Annotated in this window: 15 protein-coding genes; 8 read left to right on the top strand and 7 right to left on the bottom strand. The window is 29.0% G+C overall.

Annotated elements, in window-relative coordinates:
* Positions 1-10: 10 nt before the first annotated feature.
* A complete protein-coding gene (gpmI, locus tag KI686_RS14085; RefSeq protein WP_237589968.1) occupies positions 11-1528 on the bottom strand; it encodes a 2,3-bisphosphoglycerate-independent phosphoglycerate mutase in 1518 nt (505 codons plus the stop codon).
* A 252-nt stretch (positions 1529-1780) separates the two neighbouring features.
* On the opposite strand from gpmI, the gene KI686_RS14080 reads away from it, so the two are divergent.
* On the top strand, positions 1781-3526 hold the full coding sequence (locus KI686_RS14080; protein ID WP_237589966.1) for an aromatic amino acid hydroxylase: 1746 nt from the start codon (positions 1781-1783) through the stop codon (positions 3524-3526).
* A 42-nt stretch (positions 3527-3568) separates the two neighbouring features.
* A complete protein-coding gene (locus KI686_RS14075) occupies positions 3569-3844 on the top strand; it encodes a rhodanese-like domain-containing protein (protein WP_237589964.1) in 276 nt (91 codons plus the stop codon).
* Positions 3845-3929: 85 nt separating this feature from the next.
* On the opposite strand, the gene KI686_RS14070 is transcribed toward KI686_RS14075, so the two are convergent.
* From KI686_RS14070 to alaS, 4 genes are all read right to left on the bottom strand, one after another.
* Positions 3930-4316 (bottom strand): hypothetical protein, encoded by a 387-nt coding sequence (locus tag KI686_RS14070; protein WP_237589963.1) that lies wholly within the window; start codon positions 4314-4316, stop codon positions 3930-3932.
* A gap of 177 nt (positions 4317-4493) precedes the next feature.
* Positions 4494-4967 (bottom strand): DUF6252 domain-containing protein, encoded by a 474-nt coding sequence (locus tag KI686_RS14065; protein ID WP_237589962.1) that lies wholly within the window; start codon positions 4965-4967, stop codon positions 4494-4496.
* 296 nt (positions 4968-5263) lie between these two features.
* A complete protein-coding gene (locus KI686_RS14060) occupies positions 5264-6214 on the bottom strand; it encodes a GSCFA domain-containing protein (protein ID WP_237589961.1) in 951 nt (316 codons plus the stop codon).
* Positions 6215-6374: 160 nt separating this feature from the next.
* Positions 6375-8993, bottom strand: a complete 2619-nt coding sequence (gene alaS / locus KI686_RS14055) for an alanine--tRNA ligase (protein ID WP_237589960.1) — start codon at positions 8991-8993, stop codon at positions 6375-6377.
* A gap of 162 nt (positions 8994-9155) precedes the next feature.
* On the opposite strand from alaS, the gene KI686_RS14050 reads away from it, so the two are divergent.
* From KI686_RS14050 to KI686_RS14025, 6 genes are all read left to right on the top strand, one after another.
* Complete coding sequence (locus tag KI686_RS14050) at positions 9156-10124, top strand: M23 family metallopeptidase (protein ID WP_237589959.1); 969 nt, start codon at positions 9156-9158, stop codon at positions 10122-10124.
* Between the two features lie 12 nt (positions 10125-10136).
* Positions 10137-10466 carry a MerR family transcriptional regulator gene (locus tag KI686_RS14045; RefSeq protein WP_237589958.1) on the top strand — a complete coding sequence of 110 codons (330 nt, stop codon included), beginning with the start codon at positions 10137-10139 and terminating at the stop codon, positions 10464-10466.
* 122 nt (positions 10467-10588) lie between these two features.
* Positions 10589-11200: a LemA family protein gene (locus KI686_RS14040; RefSeq protein ID WP_237589957.1), complete on the top strand. Its 612-nt coding sequence runs from the start codon at positions 10589-10591 to the stop codon at positions 11198-11200.
* Between the two features lie 2 nt (positions 11201-11202).
* Positions 11203-11640: a TPM domain-containing protein gene (locus tag KI686_RS14035; protein WP_237589956.1), complete on the top strand. Its 438-nt coding sequence runs from the start codon at positions 11203-11205 to the stop codon at positions 11638-11640.
* Positions 11637-12470: a TPM domain-containing protein gene (locus KI686_RS14030; protein WP_237589955.1), complete on the top strand. Its 834-nt coding sequence runs from the start codon at positions 11637-11639 to the stop codon at positions 12468-12470. The genes KI686_RS14035 and KI686_RS14030 overlap by 4 nt, the downstream gene beginning before the upstream one ends.
* A gap of 12 nt (positions 12471-12482) precedes the next feature.
* A complete protein-coding gene (locus tag KI686_RS14025; RefSeq protein ID WP_237589954.1) occupies positions 12483-13331 on the top strand; it encodes a hypothetical protein in 849 nt (282 codons plus the stop codon).
* Positions 13332-13627: 296 nt separating this feature from the next.
* Here KI686_RS14025 and KI686_RS14020 read toward each other — a convergent pair whose 3' ends face one another.
* Entirely contained in the window at positions 13628-14008 is a 381-nt protein-coding gene (locus KI686_RS14020) for a DUF423 domain-containing protein (RefSeq protein ID WP_237589953.1), read from the bottom strand.
* Positions 14009-14019: 11 nt separating this feature from the next.
* Positions 14020-17712, bottom strand: a complete 3693-nt coding sequence (locus KI686_RS14015; RefSeq protein ID WP_237589952.1) for a metallophosphoesterase — start codon at positions 17710-17712, stop codon at positions 14020-14022.
* Positions 17713-17718: the final 6 nt, after the last annotated feature.

Below are 17718 nucleotides of genomic sequence, written 5' to 3'. Positions count from 1 at the left end.
TGTAAAATTATTATAATAGAGAATTTTGAGTCATTTCTTCTGGTTGCTCTACACCAATTAATTCTAAAATTGTTGGAGCAATATCTCCTAAAATTCCACTTTTTATAGATGTAATTTTATCGTCTATTAGAATAAAAGGAACAGGGTTTGTTGTGTGTGCTGTATGAGGAGATCCATCAGGATTCATCATCGTTTCACAATTTCCATGATCTGCAATTAAAAGAGTAGAGTACCCGTTAGCTAAACCAGTTTCTATTACTTCTTTGGCGCAAGCATCTACAGCTTCACAAGCTTTAATTGCAGCTTCCATTACACCTGTATGGCCAACCATATCTCCATTTGCAAAATTTAAACAAACAAAATCAGCTTCTCCTTTCTTTAAATCTTCACAAAGAGCGTCTTTTAATTCATAAGCAGACATTTCTGGTTTTAAATCGTAAGTTGCAACTTTTGGCGAATTTCTTAGTATTCTAGATTCGCCTTCAAAAGGCTCTTCTTGTCCACCAGAAAAGAAAAATGTAACATGAGGGTATTTTTCTGTTTCTGCAATTCTAATTTGTTTTTTACCCGCTTTAGATAAAACTTCTCCTAGAGTATTTTTAATATTATCGTTATTATAAATTACATTTATTCCTTTAAAAGAAGAATCATACATTGTAATTGTAGTATAATATAAATCTAATTTTTTCATTCCAAATTCTGGAAAATCATTTTGAGATAAAACATTAGTTAACTCTCTACCTCTGTCTGTTCTGTAATTAAAAAATATTACAGCATCTCCTTCTTTTATTTTTGCAATAGGTGTTCCGTCTTCTTTAGTTGCAATAATAGGTTTATGAAACTCATCTGTAATGCCATCTTCATAATTCTGGTTCATTGTGGCTATTATATCTGTAGTTTTAATACCTATACTGTTTACAACACCATCATAAGCTTCTTTTACACGTTCCCATCTATTATCTCTATCCATTGCGTAATAACGACCGGTAATAGTTGCTACTTCACCACCGTTTTTATTCATGTATTCTTGAATATCATTAATAAAATAGGTTCCAGATTTTGGGTCGCAATCTCTACCGTCTGTAAAAGCATGTAAATAAACGTTGTTAACTTCATTTTCTTTAGCAACATCAATTAACCCTTTTAAATGATCTATATGTGCATGGATACCTCCATTAGAAACTAAGCCTAAAAGGTGTACGTCTTTGTTGTTTTCTTTGGCATATTTAAAAGTGTCTAATAAAACTTTTTCTTTGCCTAAAGTTTTTTCTTTTACAGCTTTATTAATTCTAGCTAAATTTTGATACACAATTCTACCAGCACCTAAATTCATATGACCAACTTCAGAATTACCCATTTGTCCTTCTGGTAAGCCAACATGTTCTCCATCAGTTCTTAATTCTGCATTAGGATATTTATCGTATAAAGAGTTAATAAAAGGTGTTTTTGCGTTGTAAATGGCTGATACTTTTGGGTCTTGTGTAATTCCCCAACCATCTAAAATCATAAGTATAACTTTCTTGTTCATTGTCTTAGAATTGAGTAGTAAAATTAAGAAATATTTTACCGTTTTTATTCATTTTATAGAATTTTTACGAAACCGATAACGTAAAAGAATAAGTAAAAAATAAAAGCAGATTTATTCTAAGTGTAAAATTTAATTTAACTGGTTTAATTAATATTTAACAAAATACATATAAGTTGTATTTTAACAATGTATAAATACATTTTTATTATTTAAATGTTTAATTTTGATAGAATAATTCAATAATTATTTTTGATGAGTTTACATTTTGAACTGAACGAAGTAACAAAAAAACTACCTAAACATTTACATAAATTTATTGTTAAACAGCCTTACGATGAATATACAGCACAAAACCAAGCTGTTTGGCGATTTGTAATGAGAATAAACGTAGATTATTTAAGTAAAGTTGCTCATAAGTCATATTTATCAGGATTGGAAAAAACAGGAATTTCTCTTGAAAGGATTCCAAGAATGGAAGGGATGAATAGGATTTTAAAAGAAATTGGTTGGGCTGCTGTTTCTGTAGATGGTTTTATTCCGCCAAATGCTTTTATGGAATTTCAAGCATATAATGTTTTGGTAATTGCTTCAGATATGAGAACCATAGATCATATAGAATATACACCTGCACCAGATATTATTCATGAAGCTGCTGGCCATGCACCTATTATTGCAAATCCAGAATATGCAGAATACTTAAGAAGATTTGGTGAAATTGGTAGTAAAGCTATTTCGTCTGCAAAAGATTATGAAATGTATGAGGCAATTAGACTTTTATCGATACTAAAAGAAGACCCAAACTCATCAGAAAAAGAAATTGAAAAAGCACAAGAAAAAGTAGAGTATCTTCAAGATAATATGGGGGAACTTTCTGAAATGGCTCAAATAAGAAACTTACATTGGTGGACAGTAGAATATGGGTTAATTGGCACTTTAGATAATCCTAAAATATACGGAGCAGGTTTGTTGTCTTCTATTGGAGAAAGTGCTTGGTGTATGAAAGATGAAGTAAAAAAAGAGGTATATTCTATAAAGGCCGCAACTCAAAATTTTGATATTACAAAGCCACAACCTCAATTATTTGTAACTCCAGATTTTGCTTATTTAAGTTTGGTTTTAGATGAGTTTGCAAATACTATGGCTTTAAGAACTGGTGGTTTAAAAGGGATTAAAAAATTGATAGATTCTAAAAATTTAGGAACTATAGAATTAACAACTGGCATTCAAATTTCAGGAGTTTTTACAAAAGTTATAAAGTGTAACAATGATAAAGTTGCCTATTTTCAAACAACTGGTCCTACAGCTTTATCAAATAGAGATAAAGAATTAATAGGTCACGGAATTAAGACTCATGCAAGTGGTTTTGGTTCTCCAATAGGTAAGTTAAAAGGAATTAATTTACCAATAGAAGATATGAGCCCTAGAGACTTAAAGGCTTACGGAATTTATGAAGGAGAATTTATGACTTTAGAGTTTGAAAGCGGTATAATTGTAAAAGGAAAAGCAATTACGGGTACTAGAGATTTAAGGGGTAAAATTTTAATTATTTCTTTAAGCGATTGTACAGTAACTTATAAAGACCAAATTTTATTTAAACCAGAATGGGGAATTTATGATATGGCAATTGGTAAAGAAGTAATTTCTGCCTATGCTGGTGCTGCAGATGTAGATTCTTTTACAGATACTAGTAAAGTTTCTGAGGTTAAAACACATAAAATTACTTATTCTAATATAGAGAAAGAATTGTACGCTTTATACAACCAGGTTAGAGAAATGCGTGAAAACAATTTAGTGACGGAGCAAAAAATAACAGAAATATTTAATCGGTTAAATACTAAATTTTCTAATGATTGGTTATTGCTTTTAGAAATCTATGAACTAGCTTTGCAAAATAACTATACTATAAAGTCTAAAATTTTAAAAAGATTAGAAGAGCTAAAGTGTAACAAAAGCTACACAAAATTAATTGAAAACGGATTATTTTTGTGCAAAAAATAATAAGATAGTATGGGATTGTTTAACTTTTTTAAAAGAAAAAATATGAGTGTAGAAATTAAAGAATATTTAGAAAAAGGAGCCGTTGTTTTAGATGTTAGAACACAAGAAGAATGGAATGAAGGACATTCTGAAGGAGCAAAACATATTGTTTTACAAACAATTCCTGATCATGTGGATGAAATAAAATCTTGGGATAAACCAGTAATTGCTGTTTGTAGAAGTGGAGCAAGAAGTGGACAGGCTACTCAGTTTTTAACAAATAATGGAGTAGATGTAATTAATGGAGGTCCTTGGGGAAATGTTGATCAATATTTATAAAAGATCGTTTATTAATACATTAAAAAATAAAAAAAGAGTTGTAACTATATAGTTGCAACTCTTTTTTATATACAAAATAGTGAGGTTAATTATTAAAACCTTTTTCTTGATAAATATGTAATTTATTATATGCTTTTACAGAATGCTTAATTTTTTTAATAATTGTAAATACACCACCTAAAATAGCACCTACAAAAGCACCCATATTTAAAGGGTCGTAATGATGACCAGTAATAAAATATTTTAGATAAAATACCGCAATTCCGATGAGAATTGAAACTATAAAAGTTTGTAGTTTAGAATTGTTTAAATGAGCATAAATACCGCAAAAAACACCAGTAATTATAGAGGTAGCAGTAATTTTTGTTAAAAATAATTCAATTAAAACAGTATCTTTAGGAACAAACATTGTTGTAATAGACATTCCTGTTATAATTCCTAAAATTATACCAATTAATATTTTTGAAATCATATTTTAAGGGGGTTATGATTTTATAAAGGTACAAATAAATAAATATGCTTCTCAATAATTTATAATGTTTTAGCTTTTTTTTATAATTTATATATTAAAAAAATAGCATCATAATTATTAGTACTTACTAATTATAATGCTATTGGTTGTTTTTTTACTTTTTCATAAAATTTCCCCCTAATTTTTTGGAGCACTAAATACACCTTCTGTAATAACTTTAGAAGCATAATCATCGTTGATTCCTGTAAAATAAAATGTACCAGAAACTGTAGATGAGGTTTCTTCTGTAATTTCTATTGTTCCAGAACCAGATGTAAATGTAGAAATCCATGCAACAATTGGGTTTACAGTTCCGTATTGTATTGTATTAACGTTTGTAATAGCATCACCAGTTTTGTAAACACCAGGACCACTATAATTTAAAATACTAAACCTAATGTAATCTCCATTAGAATTAGAACCTTGTACGTTTACAACATTGTTAGATACAACAGCAACAACAGCTACTTTTAATGAAGAAAAATCTTCTCCATCAACTTTTGCAGTAAGAATTCCTTCTCCTGTAGTTCCTAAATCCTCATCAGAAGCATCGCTACAAGCTAATAAAGTAGCAACAAAAATAAGTAGTGTAATAATTTTTAAATTTTTCATAATTTATTTTATTTTTTATTTACACAAATATTGTTGCTTTTTTTAAATTTTAAAATAGGGTGTTTACCGTATTTTTGTATGATTTTTAAGTGGGTAGGTGTTTTAACTGCTTCTTTTAAAAAGTGTTATAGTAGTTTTTAAGTTTTTCTTGATTGTGGTAAGTAAGAAAATAAGTGTTGAAAATAAAGGTAATATTATCTTCTAATAGAAGAACATCTTTTATAATGAGGTAAACCTTTTTGGTTTAATAATAGGAGGTTTTATTAAACTGAATTTTAAATTAAGTTGAGGATTTTTTAAAATTCAATAAAAGGAAATTGTTGTATAATTTTCTCCTTTTTTGTTTCTAAATTTTTTAAAAATTGTTGATGTTGTGCAGATTGTTCATTAAAAGGTCTGTGTAAAGTTCCTTTTTGTATTACATCAATTTCCTTCATAGTTAGAGCGGTTTCGTTAGAAAACCAAGTGTCTACAAAGCGTTGCCAAATATAGTTAATAGCTGTTTTGTTTGGGTGAATCATATCTTCTGCATAAAAACGATAATCACGTAATTCATCCATCATAATTTCATAAGAAGGAAAATAATAAATTCTTTTTCTAGCATCAACAATATTATGAATTGAAGCAATTAAATGACTTTTACTTTGTGTGTTTTCTATAAATCCGTCTTTTAAATGACGAACAGGAGATACTGTAAAAAGTATGTTTACATTTGGGTTTTCTGATTGTAAAAGAGCAATTATAGCTTGTAAAGAAGCGGTAATTTCATCAACAGATAACAGTTCTTTTAAGAATTTTTTTTGTGGAATTTTATGGCAATTTGCTACAATTTTGTCTTCTTCTATAAAACGATAAACCCAAGAAGTACCTAGGGTAATTATTACATGAGAAGCTTCTTTTATCTTCTTTTTTGTAGTTGATATAGCTTTATTTAAGTTGTTTAAAATGATGTTTCTATCAAGAGAACTTAAGCTAGAATGCGCATCAAAAGAATGCCAAATTTCATTTTGATAAATAAGATCAGCATCAGAATATTCTTTTAGATTAATTGCATTTGTAATTAAGTTTTCTATTGCCTGCGGATGAAAAAGAATTCCGAAAGGATTTTGTGTAGATTGAAATTTAAAATAACTTAATTTTTCTCCAATATTTTCAGAAAAGCAAGAACCTAACATCAAAATTTTAGATTGATAATCTATACAATTTTTAGTTTCTTGCTTTATCGTAATTTTAGTTTGAAGTTTCATTTTGTTGTAACATTTTTAATTACAGGCGTCTAATCTTTTAAATAAGATATTAAATCATGAAAAAAGAGAACACAAAACCTCAATCATTAAAAAGTAAATTAGTAAAGTTTTATAAATGCGAATTAAAAAATTTCAATAAACTTTTAGGTATTAAATAGTTTTATTTTAAATAATCTTTTGCTTTTTCTAAAACTTTAGGAATTCCTCCTGGATTTTTTCCTCCGGCAGTTGCAAAGAAATTTTGTCCACCACCACCACCGTGTATTAGTTTTCCTAATTCTCTTACAACAGTTCCTGCATTGTAACTACGTTCGTTGGCTAATTCTTTAGAAATATAACAAGTTAACATTGCTTTGTCTTTAGAAGGTGCAGTAGCAAATAATAAAAATAAATTTTGATATTCTTTACCTAAGGCAAAAGCAAGATTTTTAATTCCGTTTGCATCTAAATCAACTTTAGTTGCTAAAAACTGAACACCATTAATTTCTTGCAATTGATTTTTAATCTCTGCAGATAAGTTTTTTGCTTTATCTTTTAATAATTGTTCTATCTGTTTCTGTAAAGCAGCATTTTCATCTTGTAATTTTTGTACTGCTTTTACAGGGTCTTTAGTGTTGTTTAATAAATCTTTTACTTCAAACAAAGTTCTGTTATTATCAAAATAAAAATCTTTAACAGCATCATTAGTTATAGCCTCTATTCTACGAATTCCTGCAGCAACAGCACTTTCAGATTTAATTTTAAAATGCCAAATATCACTAGTGTTTTTTACGTGTGTCCCTCCGCAAAGTTCTACAGATTTACCAAACTTAATAGCTCTAACGGTATCGCCATATTTTTCACCAAATAAAGCCATTGCACCTTCGTCAATTGCTTGTTGCATTGGTATGTTTCTTTTTTCTTCTAAAGGTAGTTTTCCTTCAATTCTTCTATTTACAAAATTTTCTACTTCACGTAATTCATCAACAGTTAATTTAGAAAAGTGAGAAAAATCGAAACGCAAATATTTAGAGTGTACGGCAGAACCTTTTTGTTCTACATGTGTGCCTAAAACTTCTCTTAAAGCTTGATGTAAAAGGTGAGTAGCTGTATGGTTACATTCTGTTCTATAACGTTGTTTAGTGTCTACAGAAGCCTTAAAAGTATCATTTAAGTTATTAGGTAAGTTTTTAGTAAAATGAATAATTACATTGTTTTCTTTTTTTGTATCAACAATATAAATAATATCTCCTTGAGGTGATTCTAAATATCCTTTGTCACCAACTTGTCCACCACCTTCTGGATAAAAAGGAGTTAAGTTAAAAACAATTTGATACATTTCTCCATCCTTTTTAGAAGTTACTTTTCTGTATCGTGTAATTTTTACATTAGATTCTAAAGTGTCATAACCTATAAATTCTTCAACAGCATCTTCTTTTAAAATTGTCCAATCATCGGTAGACATTTCACTTGCAGCTCTAGATCTATTTTTTTGTTTTTGTAGTTCAGCTTCAAAACCTTTTTCATCTAAAGTATATCCTTTTTCTGATAAGATTAGTGCAGTTAAATCTATTGGAAAACCAAAAGTGTCATATAACTCAAAAATTTTATCACCAGAAATTTCTTTGCTTTTAGATGATGCAATAATACCGTCTAATAAAATTAAACCTTGGTCTAAGGTTCTTAAAAAAGAAGTTTCTTCTTCTTTAATTACGTTTTCTATTAATTGTTTTTGTGCTTTTAATTCTGGGAAAGCTTCTCCCATTTTATTGCTTAACACATCTACCAATCTGTAAATAAAAGGTTCTTTTTTATCTAGAAAAGTAAAACCATATCTTACAGCTCTTCTAAGAATTCTTCTAATTACGTAACCTGCACCTGTATTACTTGGTAATTGACCATCGGCAATAGAAAAAGCAACTGCTCTAACATGGTCTGAAATTACACGGGTAGCAATATCTTGTTTTTCATTAGAACCATACTTTGTGTTTGTAATGGTTTCTATTTCTCTAATAATTGGTGTAAAAACATCTGTATCGTAATTAGATTGTACGTTTTGTAAAACCATACACAAACGTTCAAAACCCATTCCGGTATCAATGTGTTTGTTTGGTAAGTTTTCTAAAGATCCATCTGCTTTTCTATTGTATTGCATAAAAACTAGGTTCCAAATTTCTACAACTTGCGGATGATCTTCATTAATTAAAGTTTTACCATCAATTTTAGCTTTTTCTTCTGCAGATCTAATATCAACATGAATTTCAGAACAAGGTCCACAAGGTCCTTGATCTCCCATTTCCCAAAAATTATCTTTTTTATTACCTTTTAAAATACGGTCTTCATCAATATATTGTTTCCAAATATCATAAGCTTCTGTATCCATTTTTAAATTATCAGTATCGTCAGAACCTTCAAAAACAGTAACGTATAAAATGTCTTTATCAATTTTATAAACTTCGGTTAACAACTCCCAAGCCCAAGCAATTGCTTCTTTTTTAAAATAATCCCCAAAAGACCAGTTACCTAACATTTCGAATAAAGTATGATGATACGTGTCGTAACCAACCTCTTCTAAATCGTTATGTTTACCAGAAACACGTAAGCATTTTTGCGAATCTGCAATTCTATTCTTTTTTGGTTTTCCGTTACCTAAAAAATATTCTTTAAAAGGTGCCATTCCAGAATTTACAAACATTAAAGTTGGGTCATCTTTAGTAACCATAGGAGCAGAAGGGACAATTAAATGCGATTTTTCTTGGTAAAATTTTAAAAACGTAGAGCGAATATCTTGTGATTTCATAAAAAAGAAGTTTCCAAATACTTTGGATTATGTTAATATATTTTAAAAAATGTTGCTTAAAAAAAGCAATTGTAAAACATTTTGTAAATTTGTATGTTATTAAAACAGAGTTTGATAATAATAAACTCATTTTAAGAGTACAAAAATAGTATAATTAGTATTATGGCGAAAGTAAAATATTATTACGATGCAGACACTTTATCTTACAGAAAAATTACAGTTAAAAAGAGTGATTATTACAAGAAAAGTGTTTTCGGGATATTAGCAGTTTTTTTAATCGCTTTTATTGGTTTTGTTGTTTTTAGTCAGTTTATTATGTCTCCGTCAGAACGTTCTCAAAAAAGAGAATTAGATAATCTTAAACTTCATTACGAACTACTATCTAAAAGAATGGAAGAAAGTTCGGCAATATTAGCACAATTACAAGATAGAGATAACAACATTTATAGAACTTATTTTGAGGCAAATCCTATACCAGAAGAACAAAGAAAAGCAGGTTTTGGTGGTGTAAATAGGTACAAATCTTTAGATGGTTTTGATAATTCTACCATGATTAAAGAGTTAACTAAAGATGTAGATATACTTACAAAACAATTAGTTGTTCAGTCAAAATCTTTAGATGAAATTGTAGGTTTGGCTAAAGAGAAAGAAAAAATGTTGGCTTCTATTCCTGCAATTCAGCCTGTTAAAAATGAAGATTTAACAAGAATGGCATCTGGTTATGGTATGAGGATGCATCCTATATTAAAGTATAGAAAAATGCATAAAGGTATGGATTTTACAGCGCCAGTTGGTACGCCTATTTTTGCAACAGCAAATGGTAAAGTTGTTAAAGCTCAAAGAAGTAGCTCTTATGGTAATGTCGTTTATATAGACCATGGTTATGGTTATAAAACGGTTTACGGGCACATGAGTAAAATAAAGACTAGAAAAGGAAAAATGGTAAAAAGAGGGGATTTAATAGGTTATGTTGGTAATACTGGTTTATCTGCAGGTGCACATTTGCATTATGAGGTACATAAAAATGGTAGAGCTGTAAACCCTATTAGTTTTTATTATGGAGATTTAACACCAGAAGAATTTGCAGCAATGCAAAAAGCAGCAGCAGAAGAAGGACAATCTTATGATTAAATTACTTGTTTTATGCATGTAGAATTTCCTGATAAAAGTTACTATAAAATAGGCGAAGTTGCCAAAGCTTTTAATGTAAACACATCTTTAATTCGTTTTTGGGAAAAAGAGTTTGATATTATTAAACCCAAAAAGAATGCTAAAGGCAATCGTTTATTTACGCCAAAAGATATTTCTAACTTTAAATTAATCTATAACTTAGTTAAAGAAAGAGGTTTTACTTTAGAAGGAGCAAAACAAAAACTAAAGAAAAATCCGGAATCTACTTTTGATAAGCATGAAATAATTACTCGTTTAGAAGCTGTAAAAGCAGAGTTAATTAAAATTAAAAATCAATTGTAACATTTACTTTAGTTACGTGTCTAATAAATGCAATTCAATTTAATATTCTACAAAAAAAAGAGTGTTAAATTATATGATAACACAAAAATCAAACAAAAACTAAAAACTAAAAATTAGAAATTATGAAAAAATGGTTAATTCCTGTAATAGTAATCCTTGTTGTTGTTTTCGGACTTTATAATTGGGCTAAAAATTTTAATAACGAAGCTGTAGTTTTACAAGAAGATGCAAAAACAACTTGGTCTAATGTAGAAAGTGCTTACCAACGTAGAAACGATTTAATTGGTAACTTGGTAAAAACAGTACAAGGAGCAGCAGATTTTGAAAAAGAAACATTAACAGAAGTTATTAATGCAAGAGCTAAAGCAACTTCTGTAAATATTGATGCAGGAGATTTAACGCCAGAAAATATGGCACAATTTCAACAAGCACAATCTGGTTTAACAGGTGCCTTATCTAAATTATTGGTTTCTGTAGAACGTTATCCAGATTTAAAAGCAAATCAAAACTTTTTAGAATTACAAAGCCAATTAGAAGGTACAGAAAACAGAATTAATGTGGCAAGAGATCGTTTTAACGAGGGTGTAAATAACTATAACAAACACATTAAAGTTTTTCCTGGTTCTTTATTAGCAGGTATTTTTAATTTTGATGAAATGGATCGTTACAAAGCGAATGCTGGTTCTGAAAATGCACCAGATGTAGATTTTGATTTTAACAGCAAAAAAGAGTAAAAATGTCTAAAGTAGAAGCATTTCTTACACAAGAAGAAGAACAAGAAATTATTTCTGCTATTAAAATTGCAGAGAAAAATACTTCTGGTGAAATACGTGTTCATATAGAAGCTTCTACAGAGAAGAATCATTACGAACGTTCTTTAGAAGTATTTTATTTGCTAAAAATGGATGAAACTAAAGATAGAAATGGTGTGTTAATTTATGTTGCTGTTAAAGATAAAAAATTTGTTATCTATGGTGATAAAGGAATTAACAACGTTGTTTCTGATGATTTTTGGGATACTACTAAAGATGTTATACAAAATCACTTTAAAAAAGGGAATTTTAAACAAGGTATTGTAGACGGAATATTAAAAGCAGGAGAAGAGTTAAAAGAACATTTTCCTTGGCAGATTGATGATGAAGATGAACTATCTAATGAGATATCAAAAGGATGATAAAAGAAGTTTTTAGGTTACAGTTTTTTACATTTACTAAAAAGATACTAACGCTAGTTGTCTTCTTATTTTCTTTAAGTTTTTTTTCGCAAGGTTATAAAATACCAGAAAAACCAAATTTACAAACAAGTGTGTATGATTATACAAGTTTGTTAACGCCAACTCAAAAAACAAGTTTAGAAAACAAACTAATTCGCTATTCAGATACAACTTCTACACAAATTGTTGTTGCAATTATTTCATCTACCGAAGGTGAAAATATTAGTTACTTGGCAGCACAATGGTTAACAAAGTGGGGTTTAGGAACTGCAAAAGAAGATAATGGTGTGCTTGTTCTTTTAGCAGAAAATGATAGAAAAATAGCAATTAGTACAGGTTATGGTGTAGAGCATTTGCTTACAGATTTTCAGTCAAAAAGAATTATAGATAGAGTTATTATTCCTGAGTTTAAAAAAGGAGATTATTATAGTGGTTTAAACAAAGGATCTGACTATATTTTTAGAACTTTAAACGGAGAATTTAAAGGAAGTAGAGAACAAGAATCAGACAGTTTTAATTTTAACAAGATAATTTTTATTATTATAATCGTCATTATTTTTATTATAATTTCTAGAGGAAATAAAAATAATAGTGGCGGAAGAGGTCGTAGAAGAAGTTCTGTTGCAGGTAGTATTTTAGAAGCTATTATTTTAAGTAACGCAGGTAGAGGTAGCGGTGGAAGTTTTGGTGGTTTCGGAGGTTCTTCTGGTGGAGGAAGTTTCGGAGGCGGTTTTGGCGGTGGCTTTGGCGGCGGAATGGGCGGAGGCGGAGGCGCTTCTGGTGGCTGGTAAAAAAACATATAGATGAAAAAAAATAGCTTATTTTTATTATTATTTTTCTCTCTTAGTTGTAGTGATATAGGGAGATTAAAGTTAATTTCAGATTTACCAAAAGAATTAGAAGAGGTTTCGGGTACAGAAGTAGTTGCTGACTCTAATTTAGTTTGGATGCTAAATGATGGAGGAAATAAAGCTGAAATATATGGTGTTTCTAACAAAGGAAAAATTGTTAAAGAACTCTCTATAAAATCTAAAAATAACGATTGGGAAGATTTAACGTCTGATGAAAATGGAAATGTTTACATAGGAGATTTTGGAAATAATGAGAATAAAAGAAAAAATCTTGCAATTTTAAAAATTAAGAAAAAGCATTTATCAAGTTCTAAAAAGATAGATGTAAAAAAGATTAAATTTTATTATCCAAATCAAGACGATTTTCCACCAAAAAAGAAAAAGCTGTTTTTTGATTCAGAATCTTTTTTTTACTACAAAAATTCATTCTATATCTTTACTAAAAGTAGAGTAGAAGGTAAGTACGGAAAAACATCTTTGTATAAAATACCAGCAAAAGAGGGTAAAAAACACAAAGCAGAGTTTGTATCAGAATTTAATAATTGTAATGATGCTAATTGTTGGATAACATCTGCAGATATTTCGCCAAGCGGCAAAAAAGTAGCTTTATTATCACCAGAAGCAGTTTTAATTTTTACGGATTTTAAAAATGATGATTTCCTTTCTGGTAAAATGGTTAAAGTTACTTTAGATTCTTATTCTCAAAAAGAAGCGATTACTTTTAAAGATGAAAATACACTTTTAATTACTGATGAAAAAGCACATAATGTTGGTGGCAATTTCTATGAATTAAAAATATAATAATAACAAAAACGATTTTTAGAACATAAAAAAGCTGTTTAAGAATATTTTTTTAAAAAGCTAAGTATTTTAATGCATATTTGTTTCTTAATTATTTAAATAAATAGCCATTTCTTGTAAGTAAGAATTAGCAATTATTCATATAATGAAAAAGAAAAAGTTGTTTTATAAATAAATTTTAGTTCTCTCAATTTGTTCATAGCATATAAGTTTTAAAAGAAAAAGTTATTTTTAGAACTAAATAAAACTTATAAAACATTAATTAAATCCTTAGATTTTTCTAAGGATTTTTTTATTTATAAGATTAGAAACTTATAAAGTAAGAGAGCCCAACCTATAATTAAAAATAAACCACCAAGAGGAGTAACCGGACCTAAAATTCTTATTTTTTTATTGTTGGCGGCAGAGATTACTAATCCATAAATAGAAAAAGAAAATAGAATAACTCCCGTTATAAAAGAATAAACAATATAGTTGTCTATAGTTGTTTCTTTATTTAGTTGAAAACCTAAAATTAATAGAACAATTGCATGATACATTTGATACTTTACACCAGTTTCAAAACTTTGTAATTGCTCTGTAGTTAATTTTTTTTTAAGTAAATGAGCGCCAAAAGCACCTAAAATTACGGCTGTTAAACCAAAAGATGCACCAGTTATTAATGCTAATTTATCCATGTTTTATTGTCTTAAAAATCGAAACCTAATTGAAATGAAATTCGTAATCCATCTAAGCTATTAAAAGCCGCAATGTTACCAGCAACTAAATTTGCTGCAGTAAAAAATACACCACCTCCGTAAGAAGTGTTCCAGTCTTTTGTAATTTTATTAGGTGTAATGGTTATATTTTCTTGTCCCCAAACTTTACCATAATCAAAACCACCATAAACACCAATGTTTAATGGCGTAAAACTAGTTTTAAATCGTGTTAAATTTAGACGAATGTCTGATGTTTGATAAAAAGAGTTTTTATCTGTAAATCTTTGATTTCTATAACCTCTAAGACCATCGTTTCCGCCAATAGTAGCAGCTTGATAAAACTCATAGCCATCGTTAAAAGTAAGTCTACCTTTTAGTTTTGTAGCTAATACTAATTTTCCGTTTGGTATTAATTTATGATCAAAAGAAATAGAAGGTATAAAATAACCAAAATTGTTTTTGTTTTCTAAGTTTGATGTATATCCTAAAATAAGAGATGTTTTCATCCCTTTAGTAGGAAATATAGCGTTGTCAGAATTTTCGAAATAATAACTAGCTTCTGTGTTTACAAAATTTTGATTTTTAAAAACAGCATCATTTTCTAAAAACTGAGTACCTAAAAAACGATTTAAAGTGTTTTCTGCTTTTATATTCTGAAATTTAGCACCAATTTTAATTTTTCCACCTAAATCTCCTTGCCAATGTATAAAAGTACCTGCAAATAATTTTTTTAATTTTACTCTATTATAATCCTCTTCTTTATAATCGTTAGCAGCAGGGTTTACAGAGTTATTACCTAAACCAAAATAATTTATAGAAAAATTAGGACTCGTAAATGTTGCATCAACTCCTAAATTCCAGCTTTTAAAAACATTTGCAAATTCGCTAGCGTAATTAAGCTCAAACCCGCCTGTAGCAAAAAAGTAAGCAGCGTTTAAAGTATGTTGATAAGTAAAAGGATTTCTTTCGAAACCATAAGCGGTATATGTGTTAGAAATACCTGTTTTAACACCATCATCTGGGTTAAAACCTATTGTAGGTGTTAATAAAAACTGATTATATTTAATTTTCTTATAATCGTAAATATTGGTTTCATAATCATCTGTAAGCTTCTTTAAGCCTTTGTTGGTTACAAATGTATTTTTTTTAGATTTATAATCGTAGACCTTAACTCTTTTTCCGTTTTTAATATTAAAAGTATCGTTGTTTTGACCTCCAATAATTCTTAGTTTAATTGCACTGTCTTCATCACCTTTTACAACAAAAATATCATCATCATCTAAACCATAAATCCAAATTTCTTCACTGTCGGATTCGTTGTAAACACGTTCGTGAAAAACAATATTTTTTTCACCTTTTTTAATAGAATAAGCAGTAATTTTAGTTTGCCCATTCTTTAACCTTTCAATATCAAACCAATCATCTTTATTGGTACCTGTAATAACTTGAATTTTGTTGATCTGTTTAAAGTAGGCATCAGAAATTTTTTGTAAATTTTTCTTTCTTCCGTTTAATTTTCTTTTGATTTCTGATATTGTTTCATCATTTACTTCATCAGGAAAAAATGAAAAAGCATCTTCTATTACATTATCTGTAATATTGTTTTGAATGGTTTTAACCTGTTGATCCCAAATAGTTTTGTCTGATTTAGAAATTAAAAACATATCTAAAGGATAAGGTTCTAGGTTAAACCATTTAGGGCTTTTTAATTCTGTAGAATACGAGCGCATTAATCGTAAATCAGGAATAAGTTGAGTGGCAATATTTAACAAAAAACCATCACCAAAAATAGAAAAAGCTTGGTCTCTGTCTCTAGGAACTGGTCTGTAAATAGTTTGTTTTTTATTCTTAAAAACGGCCCATCTCCATTGGTCTTCGTGTCTATCCCAATCTCCAATTAACATATCAAACAAACGCGCTCTTATGTACGTAGCTTCATCTAAAACATGATTTTTATTTTTGTTTAGATTCTTTAATAAATCGTCTGTACTAATTATTTCATTAGAAAAACCAAAACTAGCTTTATCTCCGTGGCCAGAAGCAGCACGTTCTTCTATCATATACAATTCGTCTCCAAAACTGTCATTAAAAGAGCCCAAACTATTTTGTTTAGGCACATAGTATAATATAGGATTAGAGTGATAAATATTAATAGCATCAGATAATTTACCAATGGTAAAAGGAGCATAAGGATGAGAGCCTGTAAAAACATCAGACAAAAGATCTTCTGTTTTGGTGTTATTAAATTGACCTTCTATATATTGGTCTTTAAAAGCAACCGCTTGTAAATATTGAGTAGCATTTTTACGTAGCGCACGCATTACATATTCTCTACCTTTGTAGTCTTTTAAACGTAAAGATTTAGATTGATGTCCGCCACCTTTTCTTATAGGTTCTAAACCGCCAAAAAGCGTATCTAAACTAACAGTTGGTGCTTTAATTTCTGTACCAAAGTATTTTCTATAACGATCTCCCCAAAAAAAACGATAAGATTTTCCTTTTGTAACCTCTTCTTTTGTATAAATAGAGGCTTTTTTATAAGCTACGTTGTTTACAGCAAAGTTGTTAAATACTTTATTTACATCAGCAGGTAAAACATCTGTTGTATATACAATTCCATCATCTTTAACACTGTAAAAATTAACTCTAGATGAACCGTCTTTGTATATGTCTAATTTAGCAAATCCTTGAGTTTCGTATGTAAATTTTGCATCTTTAGATAATCTTGTAGGAGTTGTTTTAGAGCCAGAACCGCTTATAATTTGAGGCAAATTATCTTGTACAAGATATTGTAAATTATGGTCGTGACCAGAAACAAAAATTGTTTTTTCGTTTTCTTGAGATAAAGTTACAATACGTTTTTTTAGTTCGTTGTATTTTTTGTTTTGAATATCTGTGTTTGATAAGCCAGATGTTTCTCTAATTACATTTTTTATGGTTCCTAAAATAGGTAAAGGATTCATGTGGCTCTTAAACGAGTATTCTCCACCGTGAGAACCATTAGTAAACATCGGATGATGCATTGCTATAATTGTTGTTTTTCCTCTTGCTTTTTTTACTAAACTTTCAAATTCATCAAAAAATTTAGACCTAGTTTTAATTTCACATTCATCATTAATTGTTGGGTGTTTGTCCCAATTAGTTAAATACCAATGTGTATCTACTATAATTAAATCTATGTTTTTAGAGATTTCTACTTTTTCTAAAGGGCAACCGTTGTTAGGTAAAAAAGATGATTTTCCTAAAGCATTTTCAACCAATTTTTCTTCTCTTTTTAAGCCATCTAAACCGTGATACCAATCATGATTACCTGGTATAAAAATAGAGTTTCCTTTAAATTCTTTAGCAACATCTGTTTGTGCTTCTATTCTTCTTTTTGCTAAAGGGTATTTTTTAGATTTTTTCTTAGGAATACCTGTTTCATAAACATTATCACCCAAAAAAAGTAAGGTTGCATTTTCTGATTGATTTTTTATGTGTTTTCTTAAATATTTTAGGGCAGGAGAATCTTCTGTTAATGTAGAGTTACCAGCATCGCCAATTAAATAAAAAGAATGATCTATTGCAGTGTTTTTTTCTTTTAATTCTAAATTTTGATCTTCTGCAATTTGCATTTTAATAGTAGCACATGCAGAAATAAAAAACGAGAAAAATAATAATACTAGGGATTTGAATAATTTCATGACTGC

This window comes from Polaribacter sargassicola, from assembly GCF_021991835.1.
Classification (GTDB): Bacteria; Bacteroidota; Bacteroidia; order Flavobacteriales; family Flavobacteriaceae; genus Polaribacter; species Polaribacter sargassicola.
Note: the sequence above shows the minus strand (reverse complement) of the source record. Positions and strands in the feature narration are given on the sequence as shown.